This is a genomic window from Micromonospora lacuserhaii, assembly GCF_036902735.1.
GTDB lineage: Bacteria > Actinomycetota > Actinomycetes > Mycobacteriales > Micromonosporaceae > Micromonospora.
This window is the reverse complement of the sequence record NZ_JBAKHO010000057.1, coordinates 1-20327: the sequence shown is the minus strand read 5'-3', so window position 1 is coordinate 20327 and position 20327 is coordinate 1. Positions and strand designations below refer to the sequence as shown.

The 20327-nt window shown below is 71.2% G+C and carries 25 protein-coding genes; 8 read left to right on the top strand and 17 right to left on the bottom strand.

From position 1 onward, the window contains the following. Positions 1–79 precede the first annotated feature (79 nt). The 3 genes from V6U81_RS24995 to V6U81_RS24985 form a co-directional block, all read right to left on the bottom strand. The gene (locus tag V6U81_RS24995) at positions 80–367 is read right to left on the bottom strand and encodes a YciI family protein (protein ID WP_334492679.1); all 288 of its coding nucleotides are present in this window, start codon (positions 365–367) and stop codon (positions 80–82) included. Positions 368–441: 74 nt separating this feature from the next. Then, a complete protein-coding gene (locus tag V6U81_RS24990; protein WP_334492704.1) occupies positions 442–1434 on the bottom strand; it encodes a DUF1152 domain-containing protein in 993 nt (330 codons plus the stop codon). Between the two features lie 314 nt (positions 1435–1748). Further along, on the bottom strand, positions 1749–2189 hold the full coding sequence (locus tag V6U81_RS24985; protein ID WP_334492677.1) for a VOC family protein: 441 nt from the start codon (positions 2187–2189) through the stop codon (positions 1749–1751). Between the two features lie 289 nt (positions 2190–2478). Here V6U81_RS24985 and V6U81_RS24980 point away from each other — a divergent pair, with 289 nt between their 5' ends. Together V6U81_RS24980 and V6U81_RS24975 are read left to right on the top strand one after the other, a co-directional pair. Next, the gene (locus V6U81_RS24980; RefSeq protein ID WP_334492675.1) at positions 2479–2916 is read left to right on the top strand and encodes a VOC family protein; all 438 of its coding nucleotides are present in this window, start codon (positions 2479–2481) and stop codon (positions 2914–2916) included. A gap of 495 nt (positions 2917–3411) precedes the next feature. Then, complete coding sequence (locus V6U81_RS24975) at positions 3412–4359, top strand: Imm1 family immunity protein (RefSeq protein ID WP_334492673.1); 948 nt, start codon at positions 3412–3414, stop codon at positions 4357–4359. An 82-nt stretch (positions 4360–4441) separates the two neighbouring features. Here V6U81_RS24975 and V6U81_RS24970 read toward each other — a convergent pair whose 3' ends face one another. The 7 genes from V6U81_RS24970 to V6U81_RS24940 all read right to left on the bottom strand — a co-directional run bounded on the left by V6U81_RS24970 (position 4442) and on the right by V6U81_RS24940 (position 11315). Beyond that, positions 4442–5482 (bottom strand): hypothetical protein, encoded by a 1041-nt coding sequence (locus V6U81_RS24970; RefSeq protein WP_334492671.1) that lies wholly within the window; start codon positions 5480–5482, stop codon positions 4442–4444. Positions 5483–5647: 165 nt separating this feature from the next. Then, positions 5648–6223 carry a YdeI/OmpD-associated family protein gene (locus V6U81_RS24965; protein ID WP_334492702.1) on the bottom strand — a complete coding sequence of 192 codons (576 nt, stop codon included), beginning with the start codon at positions 6221–6223 and terminating at the stop codon, positions 5648–5650. Between the two features lie 156 nt (positions 6224–6379). Next, entirely contained in the window at positions 6380–7645 is a 1266-nt protein-coding gene (locus tag V6U81_RS24960; protein ID WP_334492669.1) for a PP2C family protein-serine/threonine phosphatase, read from the bottom strand. 154 nt (positions 7646–7799) lie between these two features. Beyond that, entirely contained in the window at positions 7800–9053 is a 1254-nt protein-coding gene (locus tag V6U81_RS24955) for an MFS transporter (RefSeq protein ID WP_334492667.1), read from the bottom strand. Between the two features lie 71 nt (positions 9054–9124). Continuing rightward, positions 9125–10510 carry an MBL fold metallo-hydrolase gene (locus tag V6U81_RS24950; RefSeq protein ID WP_334492665.1) on the bottom strand — a complete coding sequence of 462 codons (1386 nt, stop codon included), beginning with the start codon at positions 10508–10510 and terminating at the stop codon, positions 9125–9127. Positions 10511–10632: 122 nt separating this feature from the next. Further along, positions 10633–10953: a rhodanese-like domain-containing protein gene (locus V6U81_RS24945; protein ID WP_334492699.1), complete on the bottom strand. Its 321-nt coding sequence runs from the start codon at positions 10951–10953 to the stop codon at positions 10633–10635. 47 nt (positions 10954–11000) lie between these two features. After that, complete coding sequence (locus V6U81_RS24940; RefSeq protein WP_334492663.1) at positions 11001–11315, bottom strand: rhodanese-like domain-containing protein; 315 nt, start codon at positions 11313–11315, stop codon at positions 11001–11003. Positions 11316–11486: 171 nt separating this feature from the next. Between V6U81_RS24940 and V6U81_RS24935 the strand changes: the two genes are divergently transcribed. Further along, positions 11487–11663 (top strand): YbbN family protein, encoded by a 177-nt coding sequence (locus V6U81_RS24935; protein ID WP_420884081.1) that lies wholly within the window; start codon positions 11487–11489, stop codon positions 11661–11663. Positions 11664–11685: 22 nt separating this feature from the next. Here V6U81_RS24935 and V6U81_RS24930 read toward each other — a convergent pair whose 3' ends face one another. Beyond that, a complete protein-coding gene (locus V6U81_RS24930) occupies positions 11686–12078 on the bottom strand; it encodes a DUF302 domain-containing protein (protein ID WP_334492661.1) in 393 nt (130 codons plus the stop codon). A gap of 135 nt (positions 12079–12213) precedes the next feature. On the opposite strand from V6U81_RS24930, the gene V6U81_RS24925 reads away from it, so the two are divergent. From V6U81_RS24925 to V6U81_RS24910, 4 genes are all read left to right on the top strand, one after another. Then, entirely contained in the window at positions 12214–12483 is a 270-nt protein-coding gene (locus V6U81_RS24925; protein ID WP_334492659.1) for a metal-sensitive transcriptional regulator, read from the top strand. Positions 12484–12623: 140 nt separating this feature from the next. Next, positions 12624–14024, top strand: coding sequence for a rhodanese-like domain-containing protein (locus tag V6U81_RS24920; protein WP_334492657.1), 1401 nt, complete (start codon positions 12624–12626; stop codon positions 14022–14024). Between the two features lie 91 nt (positions 14025–14115). Continuing rightward, complete coding sequence (locus tag V6U81_RS24915) at positions 14116–14715, top strand: rhodanese-like domain-containing protein (protein ID WP_334492655.1); 600 nt, start codon at positions 14116–14118, stop codon at positions 14713–14715. Continuing rightward, the gene (locus V6U81_RS24910) at positions 14712–15617 is read left to right on the top strand and encodes a sulfite exporter TauE/SafE family protein (RefSeq protein ID WP_334492653.1); all 906 of its coding nucleotides are present in this window, start codon (positions 14712–14714) and stop codon (positions 15615–15617) included. Before V6U81_RS24915 ends, V6U81_RS24910 begins: the two co-directional genes overlap by 4 nt. A 34-nt stretch (positions 15618–15651) precedes the next feature. Here the strand turns inward: V6U81_RS24910 and V6U81_RS24905 are convergent, their stop codons facing one another. Continuing rightward, complete coding sequence (locus V6U81_RS24905) at positions 15652–16023, bottom strand: ArsR/SmtB family transcription factor (protein ID WP_334492651.1); 372 nt, start codon at positions 16021–16023, stop codon at positions 15652–15654. Positions 16024–16113: 90 nt separating this feature from the next. Between V6U81_RS24905 and V6U81_RS24900 the strand changes: the two genes are divergently transcribed. Continuing rightward, complete coding sequence (locus V6U81_RS24900) at positions 16114–16443, top strand: hypothetical protein (protein ID WP_334492650.1); 330 nt, start codon at positions 16114–16116, stop codon at positions 16441–16443. A 72-nt stretch (positions 16444–16515) separates the two neighbouring features. Here the strand turns inward: V6U81_RS24900 and V6U81_RS24895 are convergent, their stop codons facing one another. The 5 genes from V6U81_RS24895 to V6U81_RS24875 form a co-directional block, all read right to left on the bottom strand. Next, positions 16516–17304 carry an alpha/beta hydrolase gene (locus tag V6U81_RS24895; protein WP_334492648.1) on the bottom strand — a complete coding sequence of 263 codons (789 nt, stop codon included), beginning with the start codon at positions 17302–17304 and terminating at the stop codon, positions 16516–16518. A gap of 229 nt (positions 17305–17533) precedes the next feature. After that, positions 17534–18265: an ATP-binding protein gene (locus V6U81_RS24890; RefSeq protein WP_334492645.1), complete on the bottom strand. Its 732-nt coding sequence runs from the start codon at positions 18263–18265 to the stop codon at positions 17534–17536. A gap of 6 nt (positions 18266–18271) precedes the next feature. Continuing rightward, positions 18272–18628, bottom strand: coding sequence for an STAS domain-containing protein (locus V6U81_RS24885; protein WP_334492643.1), 357 nt, complete (start codon positions 18626–18628; stop codon positions 18272–18274). 83 nt (positions 18629–18711) lie between these two features. Continuing rightward, positions 18712–19299 (bottom strand): MarR family winged helix-turn-helix transcriptional regulator, encoded by a 588-nt coding sequence (locus V6U81_RS24880; RefSeq protein ID WP_420884080.1) that lies wholly within the window; start codon positions 19297–19299, stop codon positions 18712–18714. Between the two features lie 43 nt (positions 19300–19342). Beyond that, positions 19343–20327, bottom strand: a 985-nt coding sequence (locus V6U81_RS24875; RefSeq protein ID WP_334492641.1) for a cellulose binding domain-containing protein, incomplete at its 5' end; no start/stop codon positions are given.

Sequence of the window (20327 nt, the reverse complement as noted above, 5' to 3'; positions counted from 1 at the left end):
GTCGGGTGAGGTGGTGCTCTCCACCTACCTGGAGGCCGAGATGCCGGGAAGAGTGCGTTCCCTTGTCGACCGTTAGTGGCTATGGCAAGAGGTGTGCGAAGCCCTTGGCGGTGCGGGAGGGAACGAACTCTGTCACCGCATACTCGGCAAGGCCGCGCTGGCGGAACGGATCCGAGGCGAGCCTGCGCTCAAGGTCTTCTCCTGAGAGGTTCCGGGCCAGAATCACGCCTCCGACACGGGGAACCCGACGACCGGAAGCGATGAACACCCCGTCCGCATACTGCTGGTCCAGCCAGGCGATGTGGTCCTGAAGCGCATCGTCGATCTGGGCGAGATCGGCGAGGTAGGTCAGTATCACCACGAACATTTCATGATCGTATGCTGGCGATGACCTGCCCTCGTCACGGGTCTCGACGTACGTATCTGCCCCCGTCCGGGCGTTCAGTGGGGAAACGCGCGGGGGATGCGTGCGTTGAGGAGTTCGTCGCGGAACGCCTGGATGCGCGTGATGACCTGTCGCCTGCCGATGGTGTTCTCGATGCGGTCTAGGTACAGGCATCGGGCGGCGAGTTTGTCGAGGTCGACGGTGAAGTAGACGGCCATCAGCGGGTTGATGAACAGATCTCCGGCGCCGGTGCGCCGGGTGAACCGGACGTCTCCGAAAGCGCCGCTGGTGGCGGCGGCGATCTGTCCCTGGACGATGCTCGGCCGGTCCGGGGTGGCGGCCTGGGCGTCGGCGACAGCATCGCGGTACAGCGCCGCTTCCCGGCTGGAACCGGGGATGGACAGGGCACCGAGGTAGCCGCCGTCGCGGTCGAGTGCGGCGAGGTTCTCCAGCACCTGGACGTGGTTGACGCCGTCGTAGGCGTCGATGCCGAAGCCGAGACTGCTCACCAGCTTGACCGGTAGGTCCAGCGCGGCCACGGCTGCCAGGCTGGTGATGTCCTCCACCGGGGTGCCGAGATCGCTTTCGTCGCCGCGCAGCAGGACGTCGGTGCCGCCATCGACCAGCACCACCGCATCGATGTCGAGTTGTTCGACCAGGTACCGGTACGCCGCCCGTAACGGCTGGACACCGAGCGGCGGAAAGGCGTACACGGTCGACGGCAGTTCCTGAGCCGCCAGCCACCGGGCGAGCGTGCGTTCGGGGAAGTACCAGTCCGGGCTGGTGGTGTCCGGCTGCACCGCGGCGACGTGCTCAGTCACCCACACGTCCTGGTCGATCAACTCGAGCTGGGAGAAGGACAGGCTGGCCAGGTGCACCTGTGCGCCGCCGCGCCACAGGGCGAGCGCCAAGGGCAGGCCGGCGTACACGTCGAACCCCCCGCCCGCTCCGGCGATGAGGATGCTCCGCGCCGGAGCCAGTGCGGCAAACAGCGGCGGTACGGCCAACGAGAACGCACCGGGGTCGGCCGGCAGCGTGGCAGGATTCATCACCGCTCAATGATCAGCCACGACCATGCGATCCAAGCCCTCGTGGCCCACCGCGACTGGCAACAGCGATCGGGTGTACCCACATGCCGTCGAGGGCGCTCGGCAGAGATGGCTCGCCGGCGAACCCCGGATCGTCGTTGTCTGACCGCGGACATGAGCACAACCGGATCAGGGCCGCGAGCGAACCGGCCCACGGCCCGCAGTGCCTGCTCGATCTCAATGCCAAGGTGCTCCGCCGTCGAGGGCTTCTCAGGTGGTGGCCTTGGCCCATCGGCGGTCGGGAGCGGTTCGCTGCACGGTTCCTTCGGCAGACCTCAGCTGAGCTGTTCGGCCAGTCCGACGATGATGCCCTCCGGGCCGCGGACGTAGCACAGACGATAGATGTCCTCGTACTGCGCCAGTTCGCCGACGAGCTCGGCGCCGTGGGTACGCAGGCGGGCGACGACGTCCTCGATGTCGTCGACGGCGAACATGATGCGACGAATGCCCAGCGTATTCGCTGGGGCGACTTTCGGCTCGGCGCTGATCGCCTTCGGCGTGTGGAACATCGCCAGCTCGATTCGACCGTGGCCGTCCGGGGTGCGCAGCATCGCTATGTCCTGCCGGACGTCGTCGATTCCGATGACACGCTCGACCCAACGTCCCTCGATTGGCCCTTTGCCCTCCAGCTCCATGCCAAGCTCGACGAAGAACGCGATTACAGCGTCGAGGTCGTCGACAACGATGAGGACGTTGTCCATTCGCTGGATCGCCATGCTGGGCCCCTCTCTGTACGACCACGGTGGCCGACTCCACTGCTGAGACGGAGCCGTCAGGGCGTTCTCGACAGACTGGGCACCATCTTTTGCGGGAAAACCGCGTCAGGCGGCGGTGCCCATCACGCGCCGGCCGTTCCGCTGCGGACCAGAGCACGGTACGCCCGCCGGCCCCTGAAGCCCTCACATAGGCGATCGTCGGCGTGTACTCACGTGCCGCGATCAGCGCGTTACAGTGGCCCCGTCCAGGTGCAGCAGCTCTGCACTGCTACCAGAATGGCTTCCGGAGGTGATCGAGGTGGTCGACCGGGAAAGCGTGCCCAGGTTGTGTCAAGTGGTGCTCGACTGCACTGACGCCAGGTCTCTGGCGGAGTTCTATCGGCGCCTGCTGGGCCTGGCCTATCGACCTGGCGATGAGCCGCCAGAGGCGGGGCAGGTTGATGAGCGCGGTCGCGACTGGCTTGTACTGAGGACTCCCGACGGCGTCTCCCAGCTGGCGTTTCAGCAGGTGGATCACCTACCAGAAGCGACCTGGCCCGAGGGCCCAGTGGCACAGCAGCTGCACTTGGACCTGACCGTGGAGTCAGTTGAGGAATTGCAGGTGCAGCACGAACGCGTCCTGTGCCTCGGTGGCCGGCTGTTGTACGACCGTATCGAGGACCCCGACGAGCCACTCCGCGTGTACGCCGACTTGGCCGGCCATCCCTTCTGCATCTTTGTCGCCTAGCCTCTGCTCGGCGCCTACGACGGAACACCCACGGACACCCGCCATCCATTTGTGCGAAGGCTGCCGGCCTCCGGCAGCTTTCCTGCCACGCAGCGTGATGAGGTGGGCCGTTAGCCGGCCGGGGCGCGCCGGCCGACGCACCGCCGCGCCGCCCTTGACCCCGGAGCCTCTGCGATCCCTCAGGCTGGCAGTCGCCGGCAGGCCAGGGGCCTGCCCGGAGGTGCGTGCCGCATCCCCAGCACGGCCCCATCGGGTAGCAAGCCAACACCGTCACTGCGTGAAGAGACTGTGGAGTCCGGTTGATGCGTGCGGGGTGCCCGCTCCACGGAAGGGTTGTGGTCTAATCGCGCAGCATTGGTGCAGGCAGGCAATCATGACCACGCGACGACATCAGGGCCCAGGTGTGCAGTGGATAGATTCCGGAATCAGGTCGAGGCGGCACGGCGCAGTAGCGAGGATCGGATCGAGGCGGCACGCCGTAGCGGTGCCTCCTCATTGGATCTCAGTGGGCTCTCATTGGGAACACTGCCGGAGTCGCTGGGTGACCTGACCACCCTCACCGAGCTGCTGCTGGTCGGCAACGAGCTCACTGTGCTGCCGGAATGGCTGGGTAACCTGACCGCCCTCACCCGCCTCGGCCTCGGCGGTAACCAGCTCACTGCGCTGCCGGAGTCACTGGGTAACCTGACCGCTCTCACCTGGCTGGGCCTTTCTGGCAACCAGCTGCAGGCGCTGCCGGAGTCGCTTTGCGACCTGGCCGCGCTCATCTGGCTGGACTTGTCCAACAACCAGCTGTCAGCACTGCCGCAATGGGTGGGTAACCTGACCGCCCTCACCGAGCTGGACCTGACCGGAAACCGACTCACTGCGCTGCCGGAGTCGCTGGGTGACCTGACCGCCCTCACCCGACTGTTCCTGACCGAAAACCAGCTCACCGTGCTGCCGGAGTCTCTGGGCGATCTCACCGCCCTCACCCGGCTGGATCTCGCCGGCAACCAGCTCACCGCGCCGCCGGAATGGCTGCGCAACCCCGCCGCCGGCGAGCCGGTCAACGCACCTTTGCAGGCCTGGATCGACAACACCCGCTCCACCGTGGCCGGCCCTGCCGACCTCGACGCCATCCTTGACCGCGTATCGCCCAGCGGCGTGTCGCTGATCGGCGAAGACGGGGTGCGGAGCCTGCACATCACCCTTCACGGGGACCACTCCGCACTGGTATGGGAATGCGAGGACGAGATCATGCTCAGCTGGGGGCCGGTGCCGCCTGGCGCCCCACCCGGCCAGACAGCCGCCGACGCCGAATACGCATTCTCCGACCCGTGGTTCACCGCCGCAGATGCTGAACCCTTCGAGCTCACCGAAGAACAGGCCCGTCAAGCAGGGCACGAATTCCTGCGCACCGGCCGGCGCCCCATCAACGTCCAATGGGTTGACAAGCCGTAGGGCCCGCCAAGAAATAACACACGCAGCCTCGTGAATGTTGCTTGGCACGGAAGCAGCGTGCCCATGGTCCGGGCTTGGTGGGTCATCGCTCGGCATCGCAGAGGGAGGTCGGGGAGAGGAACGGCTGGAGTGGGCCGTCGTCGACGGTCCCCGACAACCGTCGGGCCACCCCGGCGAGGAGGTCGGCGACCTGAACCCGCGGATCGTCCCGGGAGTCGACTGTCACCAGCCCAGCCAGCGGTGACACTCGGACCGGCGACGTCCCAGCCTCGTCGGAACCTGCCGGCGACGATCCGGCGCCGTCGGCCAGTACCTGCTGAAGGCGCCTCAACCGGCCGGCCGTGAGGGCGCTCTGCTCGTCGTGGATCACCAGCACCTGCCGCTGTCCGCCGCTCCAGAACAAGATGGTCTCGGCCAGCGCCGGCAGCATCGGCTCCAGCGGTGGCGGGATCGACCGGTCGTCGTCGCTCAGCCTGGTCAGGACAGCCCACACGCGGGTCCGGCTGAGCCTGTCGAGGACACCGTCGGCCTGCGCGCTGAGCCCGTTTCGTACCAGCGCATCCCGCGCCTGGAAGAATCGTTCGAAGGCCCGGCTGTCCGGCCGGTGCCGACGCTTGATCCGGACCAGCTCGACGTAGGCCGTGAGGAAGACACCCCAGTCACGACCAGCCGAGCGCCCGGCCCGGTACAAGCTGAGGGCGGCCGGACGGTGGTCCTGGCTCAGGCGGGTGCCGGCCGTGTAGGACGGCTCGGTCAGGAACAGGTCGACGATCCTGGTGACGAGGAAGTACTCCTTGTCGACCAGGTGGACGTGCGCCCGGCCGCTCAGCGCCGCCAGGAACCACTCCAGTGCCTCACCTGCCTTCGGGCTGCGAAGGAACTGCCCGGACTTGAACTCGTTCGGTGAGTACCGGAACCCGGACCGCAGCGCCGCGATCAGCTCGACCGCCTCGCCGACGCGCAGGTCGACACTCGCGTGCGTGATTACCGGGGTGGCCGGATCGAGCAGATTGGTGCCGGAGAACCCGGACTCGTCACAGGCGATCTCCACGACGGCGCCGGCCACCGCATCCACCGGCGGCAGCCCGCCCTGAAGCGGCAACCACACCCGATCCCTCGCCATGCCGACCATGCTCGCCCGCCCACCCGGATCGGACCACCGAATTCGCGCCTCGCCGGGTGCCGGTCGTGGCCGGCCGGGTCGCCGCTGCCGATGGTTCTGCCCGATCGAGAGCACCTGATTCATCGCCAATGTGGCCACCACCTGACGCGCGGAGACCGAGGTCCACTAGAGGCTGTCTGCTTCGAGGGCGGTCAGGGCCCGGTCGAGCTGCGCGGTACGGGTCGTGGCGGTGCGCGCGGTGACGAGTTTCAGGATGACCGCGTACTGCTGGGTCTTGCTGAGCGCGTCGAACGCCTGCGCCGCCTGCGGGTTCGCTGCCAGAGCGGCGGCCAGGTCGGCCGGGATGGTGGCGTTGCGCTGCGAGACGTAGGCGGCGTCCCACCTGCCGTCGGCCTTCGCGGCCTCGACCTCGACCAGGCCGTGCGGCCGCATCCGCCCTGCCGGGATCAGCTCCTCGACCCTGGCCACGTTGACCTGTGACCATCGGCTGCGTGGCCGACGGGGCACGTACTTCTGAAGGTAGTAGCTCTCGTCGTGGGACTTTCGCTGGCCGGAGATCCAGCCGTAGCACAGGCCGACATCGACCGCCTCCTCGCCGGTCAGCGACGCGACGCCCGATCCCTTCTTCGCGATCTTCAGCCACACACCGGCCCGCATCTCGGCATGCGTATCGAGCCACGCCTCGAACTGCGCGGCGTCGCGGAACGCGATCACCGGGGCTTCGTCGGCGGCAGGCTTCATCGACACGGCGACTCCCCTTGGTCGGAGATGGGTGCCGCGCATCCGCGCGGTTGCCCAGGACGTTACCGACCGGCCGGCGGCCTCAAGATCCCTCAGCGCCAAGAGGAGACGCCATGCGAGCAGCGCGCGGTAAGAGCCCCGCAGATGGGACTGTTCTCAGCCGTACGGAAGGGCGCTCGCTCGGTGGGGATCGGCGCCGGCCGTGGTGGAGCGTTTGTCGCCGTGGTCGCCGTGCCAGTCGAGGACGAGCATGCAGGCATCGTCGGGCAGGGTGGGGCCGGCGACGTCGAGGATGGCATCGCCGAGTACGCGGACGGTCTCCCTGGGGTGCAGATCGGCGAGGCCCGGCAGCCGTGCAGGCAGGTCGAGGCGGGCGGCACCGCGTTCCAGCATGCCGTCGGTGACCAGGATGAGCCGATCGCCGGGGCGCAGCGGGACGTCGGTCGTGCGGAAGGTGCCCTGACGCCGTACGCCGAACGGCGGATCGGCCGGCAGCGCGACGGGCTGGACGGTTCCGTCGCGCACCAGGAGCGGGGTGGGGTGGCCGGCGTTGACCATGGCCAGCACACCGGTGCGCAGATCGAGCCGGCCGAGAAGTCCGGTGGCGAAGGTGAACCCGCCCGGCGGGTTCTCGATCAGCGCCGAGTTCGCGGCGCGGGCCTGGTCCAGCAACGTGTGACCCCGGCGGCGGGTGTGCCGCAAGCTTCCGACGCAGAGCGTCGCGGTCAGTGCGCTGTGCACGCCGTGCCCCACGGCGTCGGTGATGCTCAGATGCAGCAGGTTGCGCGCGAGGCTGTAGTCGAAGGTGTCTCCGCCGATGCTGGCCGCCGGCTCCAGCCACGCCGAGAGGGTGAACGAGCCGGCCTCGCAGGTGAACGAGGAGGGCAGGAGCCGGCGCTGGATCTCCGCGGCCAGGCTGAACGGAGTGGTCCGCTGACCCCACTCGAACAGGTCGGTGTGCCGGCGGGCGGCGATCACCACGAACGCCAGCGCGTGCGCGGCCCGGGAGATCTCGGCCAGGGCGGCGTCGTCCGGCTCGACCGGCAAGGAGATCTCCAACAGTCCGATCGCCTCGCCCCGTTGCGTGACGGGCGCCATCACGACGTGATCATCTCCGCTCGAACGGACCTGCACGCGCTGGGAGCGCAGCGCCTGTTCCTGTGGCCCGCCGTCGAAAGGCAGCACGGTGGCGACGTCCTCGTCCTGCCGGCGTCTGCCGGGCCGGTCCCCGAATGGAACGTCGTGGGCCAGCCGAACGAGAGCCCGGCCGCTCATGTCCGCGACGAGGAACGACACCCATCGCGCCCCGAGGTTGACGCCGATGCCTCGGGTCACCGCCTCCACCGCGTCGACCGGGGCGGCGTCCTCGGCGGCGCGCAGCACGTTGCCCAGGTCCACGCCGCTCCACCGCTTCTCGTTCACGCGCCAGAGCATAGGCCCAGCGACCCGACAAGCCGTCCAGCACGGCCCCGGGCCGGCGTCCGGGCTCAGTTGAGCGCTGCCGGCTTCCCGACCCGTGGCGCTCCGCGCCGAAAAGGCTCGGCCCCATTGGTGGGTGAGGTGCCGGGCGGTGCGATCAGCGCCGGGCTGCCCGCGGGTGAGTCTCGTACATGCGGACCCAGGCCAGGAGGCCGGAGGCGGCGGTGAGGGCCGCGACGACCCAGATGGCGGCGCGGATGCCGGCGAGGTCGGCGACGGCTCCGGCGAGCAGCGCGCCGACGGCGAAGCCGCCGTCGCGCCACAGCCGGTAGACGCCGATGGCGCGGGCCCGCCAGGTGGGGTGGGCGACGTCGCCGACGGCGGCGAGCAGCGTGGGGTAGACGGCGGCGGTGCCGGCGCCGAGCAGCACCGCGGCGGCGGCCCAGCCGGCGAAGCCGTCGGCGAGGGCGATCCAGGCCAGGGCGACGGCTTGGGCGAGCATCCCGGCGACGATGAACGGTTTACGGCCGTAGCGGTCGGATGCCTGCCCGGTGATGAGCTGCCCGAGCCCCCACACGGCGGGGTAGAGGGCGGCGAGGATGCCGATCCGGGTCAGGGACAGCCCGGCGGTGGCGAACAGCAGCGGGAACAGGCCCCAGGCCAGGCCGTCGTTGAGGTTGTTGACCATGCCGGCCTGGCTGGCCGAGGAGAGCGCCGGTTCCCGCCAGGAGGCCAGCGCGGCCACCCGGCCGGTGGAGAGCCCGTGGTGATGCTCGGCCTTACCGGCGATGTGGGTGGTGGCCTCCAGGTGGGCGTGGCCACGGGTTTCGCGTACGAAGGCCACGGACAGGCCGAGCCCGAGACCGGCATAGGCCAGGGCCAGCAGGAACGGGGCGGGGCGCAGGCCGTGCTCGGCGGCGAGCCAGCCGGTGACCAGGGCGGTGGTGGCCACGGCGAGGTAGCCGGCGGCCTCGTTGAGGCCCATGGCCAGTCCCCGCCGGGCGGGGCCGGCGAGGTCGATCTTCATGATGACGGTGGTGGACCAGGCCAGTCCCTGGCTGACGCCGAGCAGGACGTTCGCGGCGACGATCCAGCCCCAGGACGGTGCCCAGATGATCATCAGAGGTACGGGGATGCCGGCGAGCCAGCCCGCGATCAGGACCGGCTTGCGGCCGTACCGGTCGGACAGGGTGCCGGCGAAGAAGTTGGTGACGGCCTTGGTGGCGCCGAACGCGAGGATGTACGTCAGCGCCGCGGTGTAGGCGGCGAGGTGGAATTCCTGCTCGGCGAGCAGCGGCAGGACGGTGCGTTCCGAGCCGAGCAGCCCGCCGACCAGGGCGTTGACCGCGACGAGCAGCGTGAACTGGGCGGCGTTGGCCCGCAGGCCCAGCCGTAGCGCCGAGGTGCTCATACACCTTCCTCAGTGTCTGGCAGGTGACCGCGGATCGCGGTCACCTGCCGCTGCGATGTCCGCCGCCGGCGTCAGTGTGCGGCGGGGTCGAGCATCGTCTGCCAGGCACCGTAGCCGCCGAGCAGGTCGGAGACGTCCGGCCGGCCGACGTTGCGCAGCAGGCTGGCCGCGACGGAGGAGCGGTACCCGCCGGCGCAGTGCACCACGACCGGCCGGTCCGCCGGGACCTCGTCGAGACGGCGGGTCAGCTCGGCGAGCGGGATGTGCAGTGACCCGGCGACGGCGCCCTGCTCGCGTTCGCCGGCGTTGCGCACGTCGAGGACCACCGGCGGCTCGGTGCGGTCGAGCGCGTCGCGCAGTTCGGTCGCGGTGAGCCGGCTGCCCGGGGTCATCTCGGACGCCAGCTCGACCAGCGCCGTCTCCGCGTCGCGGAGGTAACCGACCACCTGGTCGAAGCCGATCCGGGCGAGCCGTACGACGATCTCCTCCGCCCGGTCCTGCGGCGCCACGACCAGCACCTTGCGGTCCGGCGCGACAACGCTGCCGGCGGTCTCGGCGAACCGGCCGTCGGCCGGGATGTTGATCGCCCCGGACAGGTGTCCGGCGGCGAAGTCCTGCGGGTCGCGGACGTCGAGCACGACCGCGCCCTCGGCGCGGGCCTGGGCGAACTCGCCGGTGGTGAGCGGACGAGCCGCCGCGGTGGAGTCGAACAGTTGGCGCGCCTTGCGGTTGAGCACGGCGTCGAAGGCGAAGTAGCCCGGCGCCGAAGGCTGGCCGCCGGTGACCAGGGCGAGGAACTTCTCCTGGCTCATCGGGGCGCAGGCGTAGTTGGTGCGGCGCTGCTCGCCGATGGTGGACTGCCGCTCGGTGGACAGGTTCTTGCCGCAGGCCGAGCCGGCGCCGTGGGCGGGGAACACCCGCACCTCGTCGGGGAGCCCCATCAGCTTGCGTTGCACGCTGTCGTAGAGCATCGCGCCCAGTTCGTCGGCGGTGACGCCGAAGGAGGCGAGCAGGTCGGGCCGGCCGACGTCGCCGATGAACAGGGCGTCGCCGGTCATCACCCCGTACGGCACCGGGTCGTCGGCGTGCTCGTACACCAGCACGCTGACCGACTCCGGGGTGTGGCCGGGGGTTTCCATGATCTCCAGCGTCACGTCGCCGAGGCTGATCCGCTCACCGTCGTGGAGCTTGCGGATCGGATATTCGGTCTCGGCGCGGTGTCCGTAGCCGATCCACGCGCCGGTCGCGTCGGCGACCTCGAGGTGGCCGGCGAGGAAGTCGGCGTGGAAGTGCGTGTTGATGACGCCTTCGATGGTCAGCCCGTGCGCCCGCGCGTCGGTCAGGTACTCGCCGATGTCGCGGCGCGGGTCGACCAGCACGGCGCGGCCGCTGCTCTCGTCGGCGATCAGGTACGACGCCTGGGACAGGCAGTCCAGGTAGTACTGGGTGAACAACATGTGCCGAACTCCTTCGCAGCGATGACCAGCGATGCAATCACGATAGCGCATACCCCCGGGGGTATGCCTTGGGCCCAAGGGCCCCGGCTGTGCGGGGTGGTGCCCGGCCCGGGCGGGCTGACTCAGGCCAGTCGGCCCGGCCGGCCGCCCTTGGCCTGGAGCGCCAGGCCGGCCTGCACCCAGGCGCGCATGCCCCCGGCCAGGTCGTGTACCTGGCGGTGGTCGCGGGCGAGCAGCGCGGCGGCCTGCCGGGAACGCGCTCCGGACCGGCACACGGTGATCACCGGCCGGTCCGCCGGCAGTTCGCCGATCCGGTCCGCCAGTTGCCCGAGCGGGATGTGTCGCGCCCGGGGTGCGTGCCCCGCGCGCCATTCGTCCGGTTCCCGTACGTCCAGCAGCAGCGCACCGTCGGCGACCAGCGCCGCCGCCTCCTCCGGCCGCACCGAGGCGTACGGCTTCCCGAAGAGCTTCTTCAGTTTCGTGCTGAGGTTCACGCGTCCGCTCCCGTCGCGACGGCGCGGCCGGTGCGGAGCCACTCGCCGGTGCCGCCGGTGACCGACCGGGCGTCGATGCCGGCGCGGGCCAGGAACTGCGCCGCGCCCAGGCTGCGGTTGCCGCTGGCGCAGATGACGTAGACCGGGCGGTTGCGGGGGAGGTCCCCGACCGCCGTGGGCAGTTGTGCCAGCGGCACCGAACGGGCCCCGGGCACGTGGCCCTCGACGTACTCGAACGGCTCGCGGACGTCCACCACCGCGGCACCCTCGGCGTGCGCGGCGGCGAAGGCCGCCAGGTTCACCTCTCGCATCTCATCCTCCAAATCAACATACCCCCGGGGGTATGCCTGTCGACCATAGCGCGCCGGGATCGGCCCGGCATTCCCACCCTCCGGTCCGGGGCAGGGTGTCGTGATCGCGGGAAGACGTACCCCCGGGGGTGTGTTGGCGCCGCAGCCCGGATCCGGTCCATCCCGACGCTGATGGCCTTCCGGGACGGCGTGCTGGCCTTCGCCCAGCCGGGTGCGCTGCCGGCCGCGGCTCTGGAGCAGGTGATCCAGGCGGTCCGTTACCTCGACGTGGACGAGGTGCGGGCCAAGATCTCCGGCGAGCCGGCCAGCCGGTGGCACCCTGAACGACCACGGCTGGGGTACGGGTGATCGCCCGTACCCCAGCCGTTTCTCATCCGGTGAGGGCGTCCAGCGCCGCCCGCAGCCGCCGGGTCGCCTCGTCGGCCACCCCCCGCAGGTCGGGGGCGTCACTCAGCTGCACCATCACCTGCGGATCGAGCGCCTGTACCAGCGTGGCGTCCGGCCCGTCGGCGCGCACCACGACGTTGCACGGCAGGAGCAGGCCGATGTTCCGGTCGGCCTCCACGGCCCGGTGGGCCAGCGGCGGGTTGCAGGCGCCGAGGATGACGTACTCCTCGAGCTCGACCCCGAGCTTCTCACGCAGCGTGGCCCGCATGTCGATCTCGGTCAGCACGCCGAAGCCCTGGTCCTTCAGTGCCACCCGGACCCGCTCGACGGTCGGGGTGAACCCGGCGGGCAGTCGGATGGTCATCGCGTAGCTCATGCTCTGCTCTCCTTCAGCTGAGATGGTACGGAATGTGGGGAATGCGCCGTCGACCTTCAGGGTTGACGATACCCGTGGGGGTATCCCACTGACGAGCTGGTACCCCCTGGGGTATGGTTGATGCAGGAGGTGGTCATGAAGCTTCGACCGGAGATGACGTCGGATGCGCTGACCCGGCTCAAGCGGGCCCGTGGGCAGCTCAACGCGGTCATCGAGATGATGGAGAGCGGTCAGGACTGCCGCGAGGCGCTGACCCAGCTCGCCGCCGTGTCGAAGGCGATCGACCGGGCGGGCTACAAGATCATTGCATCGGGCATGCGGCACTGTGAGGCCGCCCGCGAACGTGGCGAGTCGCCGGAGATGACCGAGGAGGAGCTGGAGAAGCTCTTCCTGGCCCTCGCCTGAGACGCAACGGCGCCGCCCATGCCGCGTAGCCGCGGCGTGGGCGGGTAACCGTGCGCAGCTGAAGAGCGGGGCGGCAGTGTGTCTCCCATATACCCCCCCGGGTATGCAGACTTTAGAAGACGTCGGAAGGAGCAGGTCACATGGCAGTCGAGGTTTCCGTCATCGCGACGTCCTCGCTCGGCGATCGCAGCTACCTCGCCTCGGACGGGCGGGTGGCGATCGTGATCGACCCCCAGCGCGACATCGACCGGGTCATGTACCTCGCGGGGGAGAAGGGCGTGCGCATCACCCACGTGGTGGAGACGCACATCCACAACGACTACGTCTCCGGCGGGCTGGAGCTCGCCCGGATCACCGGCGCCCACTACCTGGTGGCCGCGGCCGACGAGGTCGGCTTCGCGCGGACGCCGGTCTCCGACGGCGACCAGGTGGGCGTCTCCGACTCGCTGCGGCTGCGGGTGATCGCCACGCCGGGTCACACCTTCCACCACCTGTCGTACGTCCTGGATCAGGCCACCGACGGCGGGTGGCAGCCGGTCGGTGTCTTCACCGGCGGGTCGCTGCTGTTCGGCACCACGGGCCGGACCGACCTGCTCGGCAAGCAGCACGCCCACGAACTGGCCCACCAGCAGCACGCCTCGGCGAAGCGGCTGGCGGATCTGCTGCCCGACGGGGCGCAGGTGTGGCCGACGCACGGGTTCGGCAGCTTCTGCTCGGCCAGCCAGGCCGACGCCCCGGAGTCGACCATCGGCCGGGAGAAGGAGAAGAACCAGGTCCTTCGGCTGGCCGCGGACGACTTCGTCACCGAGACCCTCGCCGGTCTCGACGCCTACCCCGCGTACTACGCCCACATGGGCGTGGCGAACTTCGCCGGTCCGGCCCCGGTGGACCTCACCCCGGTGACCCGCGCCGACGCCGCCGAACTGCGCCAGCGGATGGCCGACGGGCAGTGGGTGGTGGACCTGCGGCACCGCAAGGCGTACGCCGCCTCGCACCTCGCCGGCACGGTCAGCCTCGGCCTGGACGGCCCGATGTCCACCTGGCTCGGCTGGCTGATCGACTGGGGGGTGCCGATCACCCTGCTCGCCGAGACCCCGGAGCAGGTCGCCGACGCCCAACGCGAGCTGGTCCGCATCGGCATCGACCGCCCGGCCGCCCAGGCCACCGGCGAGGCCGAGCAATGGGCGGCCGAGCCCGGCCAGCTGCGGGAGCTGCGGATGTCCGACTTCCCGGCCCTCGCGGCGGCCCGCGCCGGCCAGGTCCCCGCCGGCCTGCCCGCCGCGGAGGTGGTCCTCGACGTGCGGATGACCAACGAGTGGCGGACCAGCCACATCGACGGCGCCGTGCACATTCCGCTGCCCGACCTGCCCGGGCGGCTGGCCGACGTACCGGCCGGCGCCGTCTGGGTGCACTGCGGCTCCGGCTACCGGGCCACCGCGGCAGCCTCCCTGCTGGCGAACGCCGGCCGCGAGGTGGTCGTCATCGACGACAAGTTCGACCAGGCCGAGCACGCCGGCCTGGAGATGGTCACCGACGCCTGACCCGAACAGCACGACCCCGGCCGGCGCCGTCCGGCGCCGGCCGGTATCCCCCTGCCCTTACCTGTAGCACTTCGTCCGCGAAAGAGGAGACATGAGTACTTCCGAGACCAGCCGCCCCGCCACCCTCGATGCCACCGGCCTGCGGGAGCTGATCGACTCCGGCCGCGCGCCGCGCCTGCTGGATGTGCGTACCCCGGCGGAGTTCGAGACGTCGCACATTCCCGGCTCCTACAACGTGCCGCTCGACCTGCTCAAGGAGCACCGCGAGGAGCTGCGCAACCACCTGGACGAGGACGTCGTGCTGGTCTGTCGCTCCGGCGCCCGCGCCACCCAGGCCGGACAGACCCTGGCCGGGGTCGGCCTGCCTAACCTGAAGGTCCTCGACGGCGGCATCATGGCCTGGCAGGCGGCCAACGCGCCGATCAAGCAGGGCGCCCCCCGTTGGGACCTGGAGCGTCAGGTCCGCCTCGTCGCCGGCTCGATCGTGCTGGTCAGCATCCTCGCCTCGGTGTTCGTGCCGCAGCTGAAGTGGGTGGCCGGATTCATCGGCGCCGGCCTCACCTTCGCCGCCGTCACCAACACCTGCGCCATGGGGATGATGCTCGGCAAGCTGCCCTACAACCGGGGCGCCAGCTGCGACCTGGACACCATCGTCGGCCAGCTGCGCGAGAGCACCGGGGGGCGGGCATGACCGCGACCCTGGCACTGACCATCGGACTGGCCGTGCTGATCGGGGTCAGCCTCGGGCTGCTCGGCGGCGGCGGGTCGATCCTCGCCGTACCGCTGCTGGTCTACGTCGCCGACCTGCCCGCGAAAGAGGCCATCGCGACCTCGCTGCTCGTCGTCGGCGCCACCAGCGCGGTGGGCGTCATTCCGCACGCCCGGGCCCACCGGGTGCGCTGGCGCACCGGCCTGATCTTCGGCTTCGCCGGCATGACCGGCGCATACGCCGGCGGCCGGCTGGCCGAGTTCATCCCGGCCGGTTACCTGCTCACCGGGTTCGCCGTGATGATGCTGGCCACCGCGGTGGCGATGATCCGCGGCCGGCGCTCCGCCGAGGGCAAGCCGGTGCCGCACGAACTGCCGGTGCTGCGGGTGATCATCGACGGTGTGGTGGTCGGACTGGTGACCGGACTGGTCGGCGCCGGCGGCGGCTTCCTGGTGGTGCCCGCGCTGGCCCTGCTCGGTGGCCTGCCGATGCCGGTCGCGGTCGGCACCTCGCTGGTGGTCATCGCGATGAAGTCCTTCGCCGGCCTGGCCGGCTACCTGTCCAGCGTGAGCATCAACTGGGGCCTCGCGGCGGCGGTGACCGCAGCCGCCATCATCGGCAGCTTCGCCGGCGGGCGGCTCGCCGGGCGGATCCCGGCCGACATCCTGCGCAAGTCGTTCGGCTGGTTCGTCGTGGTGATGGGCGTCTTCGTCCTCGGCCAGCAGCTGCCCGTGGAACTGCGGACCAACCCGCTGCTCTGGACCGGGGTCGGTGCTGCCGCCGCGATCGCTGTGGCGGTGACCGTGCTGCGCGGCCGGAGGAAGCCGGAACCGCAGAGCGGGCCGGCAGCCCCGGAACCGGTTGGATCGTCGTCCCGCCACTGACCCCGGCTGCGGCGCCGGCCTTCGACAGTGTCGCTCAGCGGGCCTTCTTCGTCGGCCGCTTGCGGGGCGGTGTCAACAGGTCGGCGATCGCCGCGATCGCGGACGGCACCAGGCGGTAGTACGCCCAGACGCCGCGCTTCTCGCGCTCGAGCAGGCCGGCCTCGGTGAGGATCCGGAGGTGATGACTCACGGTCGGCTGGGAGAGACCAAGCGGCGCGGTGAGGTCACTCACCGACGCCTCGCCCTCCGGAGCCGACTGGATCAGACTGAGCAGTCGCAGCCGGGCCGGGTCGGCGAATGCCTTCAGCACCCCCGCGAGCCGCTCGGCATCGACACGCTTGATCGGCTCGCCAGCAAGCGGCGAGATGGCAGGCATAGCCGTTTTCGCAGTTCCCACGTCTTGCATAGTTCCATCAACACCATCGACAGGCCGGCGGAACGAGGACCGGGTCACCGTCAGTCTGCGGAATTGGTCGCCTCAGGCGATCATGGCTTGGTGACCGAGGCTGTCGTGGAGATCCACGTCCCGCTGCGGGCGACGCCGGGGCTTGCGAGCAACGCCTACCCGTTTCCCTGGATCGAGGACGTCGAGGCGTTCCTGGTCGACGTGGAGGACCGAGGCGAGGCGGAGGTGTACGACGACGGCGAGGAGTGCGGAGAGGTCTACGTCTTCTTCGTCACCGGGGCGGACGAAGACAGCCTGCTCGCCGTCGCGTCCCGGGCAGCGAAGCTCGACCGTGTTCCCGCCGGGGCCTTCGCCATGGTCACTCACGACGAAGCAGACGAGCTCGGCCAGGGGCGGCGGGTCGACCTTCCGCTGCCCTGACGGCCGCCTGCCCACCTCGGGGCCGAACGACTGACCGTGTGGCCCGAAGTGTGCGGGGCCGCCAGCCGGATCTCACCGGGCATGGACGAGCGCCCAGTCCAGCACCTCGTCGGCGATCTGCTGCCAACCGGGCTGGGCGGGCAGCAGGTGGGCGTAGCCCCGGTATTCCCGGTGTTCGGTGACGGTGTCCGAGGTGTAGTGCCGCGCGTTGGACTCCTGCACCGCCGGCGGCATGAGGTGGTCCTCCGAACCGGAGACGAACAGCAGCGGCGCCCGGTCGTCGTTGCCGTAGTCGACCCAGGTGTCCTGGTGGCCGGGCTGGAAGTTGGCCAGCACGCCGCCCCAGAGGATGCCGCCGTTGGCCGGGACGGCGTACCGGTCGTAGGTCGCCCGCGCGTCGGAGTCGGGGAAGGTGTTGGTGAAGGCGTACTTCCACTGCTCGAAGGTGAGTGGGACCGCGCGGTGCCGGTTGGCCGGATCCCTGAGCACCGGGAACGTCGACTTCAGCTGGGACAGCGGCGTCACCCGCACGCCCTCGGTCGGGGCGGAGTTCATCGCCACGCCGGCCGCGCCGAGGCCGCGGTCGAGCAGGAGCTGGGTGAACGCGCCGCCGGCCGAGTGACCGATGATGATCGGCGGCTCGGGCAGCGCCCGGACCACCTCCTCGAGGTGTGCGACGATCCTCGGCACGGTCAGTTCGAGGATCGGCGTCGGGTCGGCGTTGAGCGCCTCCACCTCGGCCTCGAAGCCCGGATACGCGGGCGCCACCACGCGGTGCCCCCGGCTCTCGTAGTGGCTCACCCAGTTCTCCCAGCTCCGGGGCGTCACCCAGAACCCGTGGACCAGGACGATGGGCTTCATGCGGCGTACCCCCTGAGGGCGGTGGGCGGTCCTCCCTCGCACGGTACGACGCGCCCGTCGTCGCCGTGGCCGATCGGGTGGGGCCGGCGGGGGACGCGGCGGACCCCGATCGCTGGCGCGCGTTCGGGCGAATCTGCGCGTCGACCGGCGACGCGACCGACGCCAGGACCCGTCCGGAGGCCTGGTGGGCCGGCGGTGGCGAGCAGTCGCCGACGGGCGTCGACGGTCTTCAGCCGCCGTCGACCGTGGCCCAGACGGTCTTGCCGTCGCCGAAGGGGAAGAAGCCCCAGTCGGCGGCGAGCGCCGCGACGATCGGCAGACCGCGCCCGCCCTCGATGACCGGGCCCGGCTCGGTCGCAACGGCCGGGCGCGGCGACCCGGCGTCCCGGTCCCGGACGCTGATCCGCAGCGCACCCGCGACGGCCACGGTGGCGATGTCGACGTCGGTGCCGGCGTGCTGCACGGCGTTGCTGATCAGCTCCGAGGCGACGACCATGGCCCGGTCGACCAGCGCGTCGAGGCCGCGGGCGGCACAGTGCGCGGCGACCAGGCGGCGGGCGGCGGCGGGTGACCGGGGGTCGGCGGGCAGGCAGAGGTGGGCCCGACGTGGGTCGGCCGACTCCCGCCCGGCCAGGTCGTCGACGACACCGAGGATCGCGTGCCGACTGAGGGTGGCCCGTAGTAGCCGACCGGTGGGGGTGAGCGGGTTCGCCGCGACCATCAGCTCCGGCCCCTCGTCCCGGTCGGCCGCCCACCGGGTGAGGAACGCGGCGACGGGGGCGGCCTCCGTCGTGGTCATGGCGTCGAGGTCGACCACCAGGGTCAGCGGGGCGTCGAGGCTGGCGCCGGCGAGCAGCGTCGCGAGGTGCGGCTCGGCCTCGGCGGAGAACCCGCCCGTCATCGTGATCCGCGTGCTCCCGCCGGGGAAGTCGCGAAGGATCGTCCAGTACCGGGGTGCCACCAGGCGTCATCCGCCCTTCGACGAGCCGTAGATCGTGCCGGCCGACGGGTTGCCCGGGCGACCCAGTGTCGCCGCCACCCCGGTGATCCGGAGGACCTCGGCGACGATCCCCCGGGCGTTGCGCAGGATCAGCACGCGCCCTCGCCGAGTGGCCAACCGGTGCACGTCGACCAACTCCTTCACCGCGCTCGAGTCGATCAGGGTGGTGTTGCGCAGGTCGACGATCACCCATTGCGAGGTGGTCGCCGCGAGGGTCGCCTCGACCAGCTCGAGCAGGTGGCCCGAGAAGAACATGTCCAACTCGCCGGAGACGTGCAGCGTCCGGGGCGCCAGGCCCTCGCCCGAGGACCGGATGTGGAACACGAGGCCCTCCACCGCCCTTCCGACCCTGGGATCCGGCCCGACCGCCACCATTACCTGCATGGATGCAGGTACCTTGTGCGGAGCTACGCTACCTGCCGGCCCCGTTCGGCCGGGTAGAGGGATTCGTCACCCTGCCGCGGGGGGTTCGCCGCGGTTGCGGGCGGGTATCGGTGTTCGTCCGCCCTGTTCCGCTCCCAGCGGCGCCACCACTCCCGTTCGGGCAGCTCCCCGGCGGCCACCACGATCGCGTCGATCAGCTCGATGGTGGTTCGCGGGCGGCCGGCATCGGCGGCTCGCAGCAGTCGGCGCAGCTCGTCGGTCCGGTACCGCATGACGTCGCCGACCAGGGTCCGGCCGGCGTCGGTCAGGGTGAGCCAGGCGACCCGCCGGTCGACGGGCCGATGGTGGCGGGCGACCAGGCCGCGGCGTACCAGCCGGTCGCAGGTGCGGGTGGCCGTGGACGGGTGCACGTGCAGGGCGCCGGCCAGGTCGACCGTGCGCAGCGGCGCGCGGGAGGCGAGAATGACCAGGGTCCGGAACTGCGACAGCGTCACCTCGACGTCCATCGCGGCGAGAGTGCGGGCGGTGATCCCGACGACCGCCCGGCTGAGCGCCGCGAGGCTGTCCACCAGCTCGTCGTCCGCCGCCCCGGCCGCTCCATGCAGGTCCATCCGGAAATGATTGCATGGGTGCAGGTAAACGGGCCTCCGGCACTCAGGACGTCTGCGTCGGCTCCGTTCCCGGCACGCCACCGGCCGACTCGGTCGGCGTCGGATCGCCAGGGGGCGCGGTCGTCTCGACGGGGCCGGGGGTCTGGGTCGGCGCCTCGGTCGGGGTCGGCGTGGGCGCGTCCGGCGTCCGCGCGGGCGGCAACGGGGCCGAGCTGCCGCGTGACGACGGCGACGGATCCGCAGTCGGCGTGGCACCGGCGTCGCTGCCCCCGGACGGTCGCTGCCCGGTGCTGGCGTCCCTGCGCCGGCCGCGCGGCGTGCCGTCTCCCGACGCCGGCTCGCCCGGACCGGCCTCCGGGGCCCCGTCGCCGGCCGGCTTGGCGCCCGTGGTCGTGGTGGTGGAGACGATCGACGTCGACGCGCGGCCGCAGGGTGTGCCGTTGAGCGCGAAGTCCGTGGGCTCGCCCTCGCCGGTGCCGTAGCGGCCGCGCAGGCCGATCGTGGCCGTGCCGTCGGACCCCGTGCGGGCCACGTCGATGGTGACGCTGTCCGCCCGCTGCTCCAGGCGCACCGCCCCGCTGCTGGCGACCAGCCGCTGCCCGGCGGGAACCGCGAACGAGACGAGCCACCGTCCGGGCGTCCGCGCACCGGCCTCGGTCACGGTGAGCTCGGCGGTGAAGGAGCCGTCGGGGGAGCGGTACGCGTCGTACCGGGCGGTGCAGCCGGGCGCCGGCGAGCCGGGCTGGCCGCCCGCCCCCTCGGCGGCGTCGTTGGTGGAGGTCAGCCCGGGCAGCTGGGCGGCGAGCACGGCGGTCAGCGCGGTCGCCGGCACGGCCGCCATCAGCAGCCCCTGCCGAACCCCCCGACGCCGCCCCCGCGCCGGGCCGAAGACCGGCGTCCGCGCCGGCGACAGGGACCGGCGCCCCGACGCGGAGAGCCGGGTGGTGAGTGCCTCCGGCGCGCCGGCCCGGGGCGCGACCGGTGCGACCGCCGCCGGCAGCCGACCCGCGGCCACCGCGGCCAGCAGC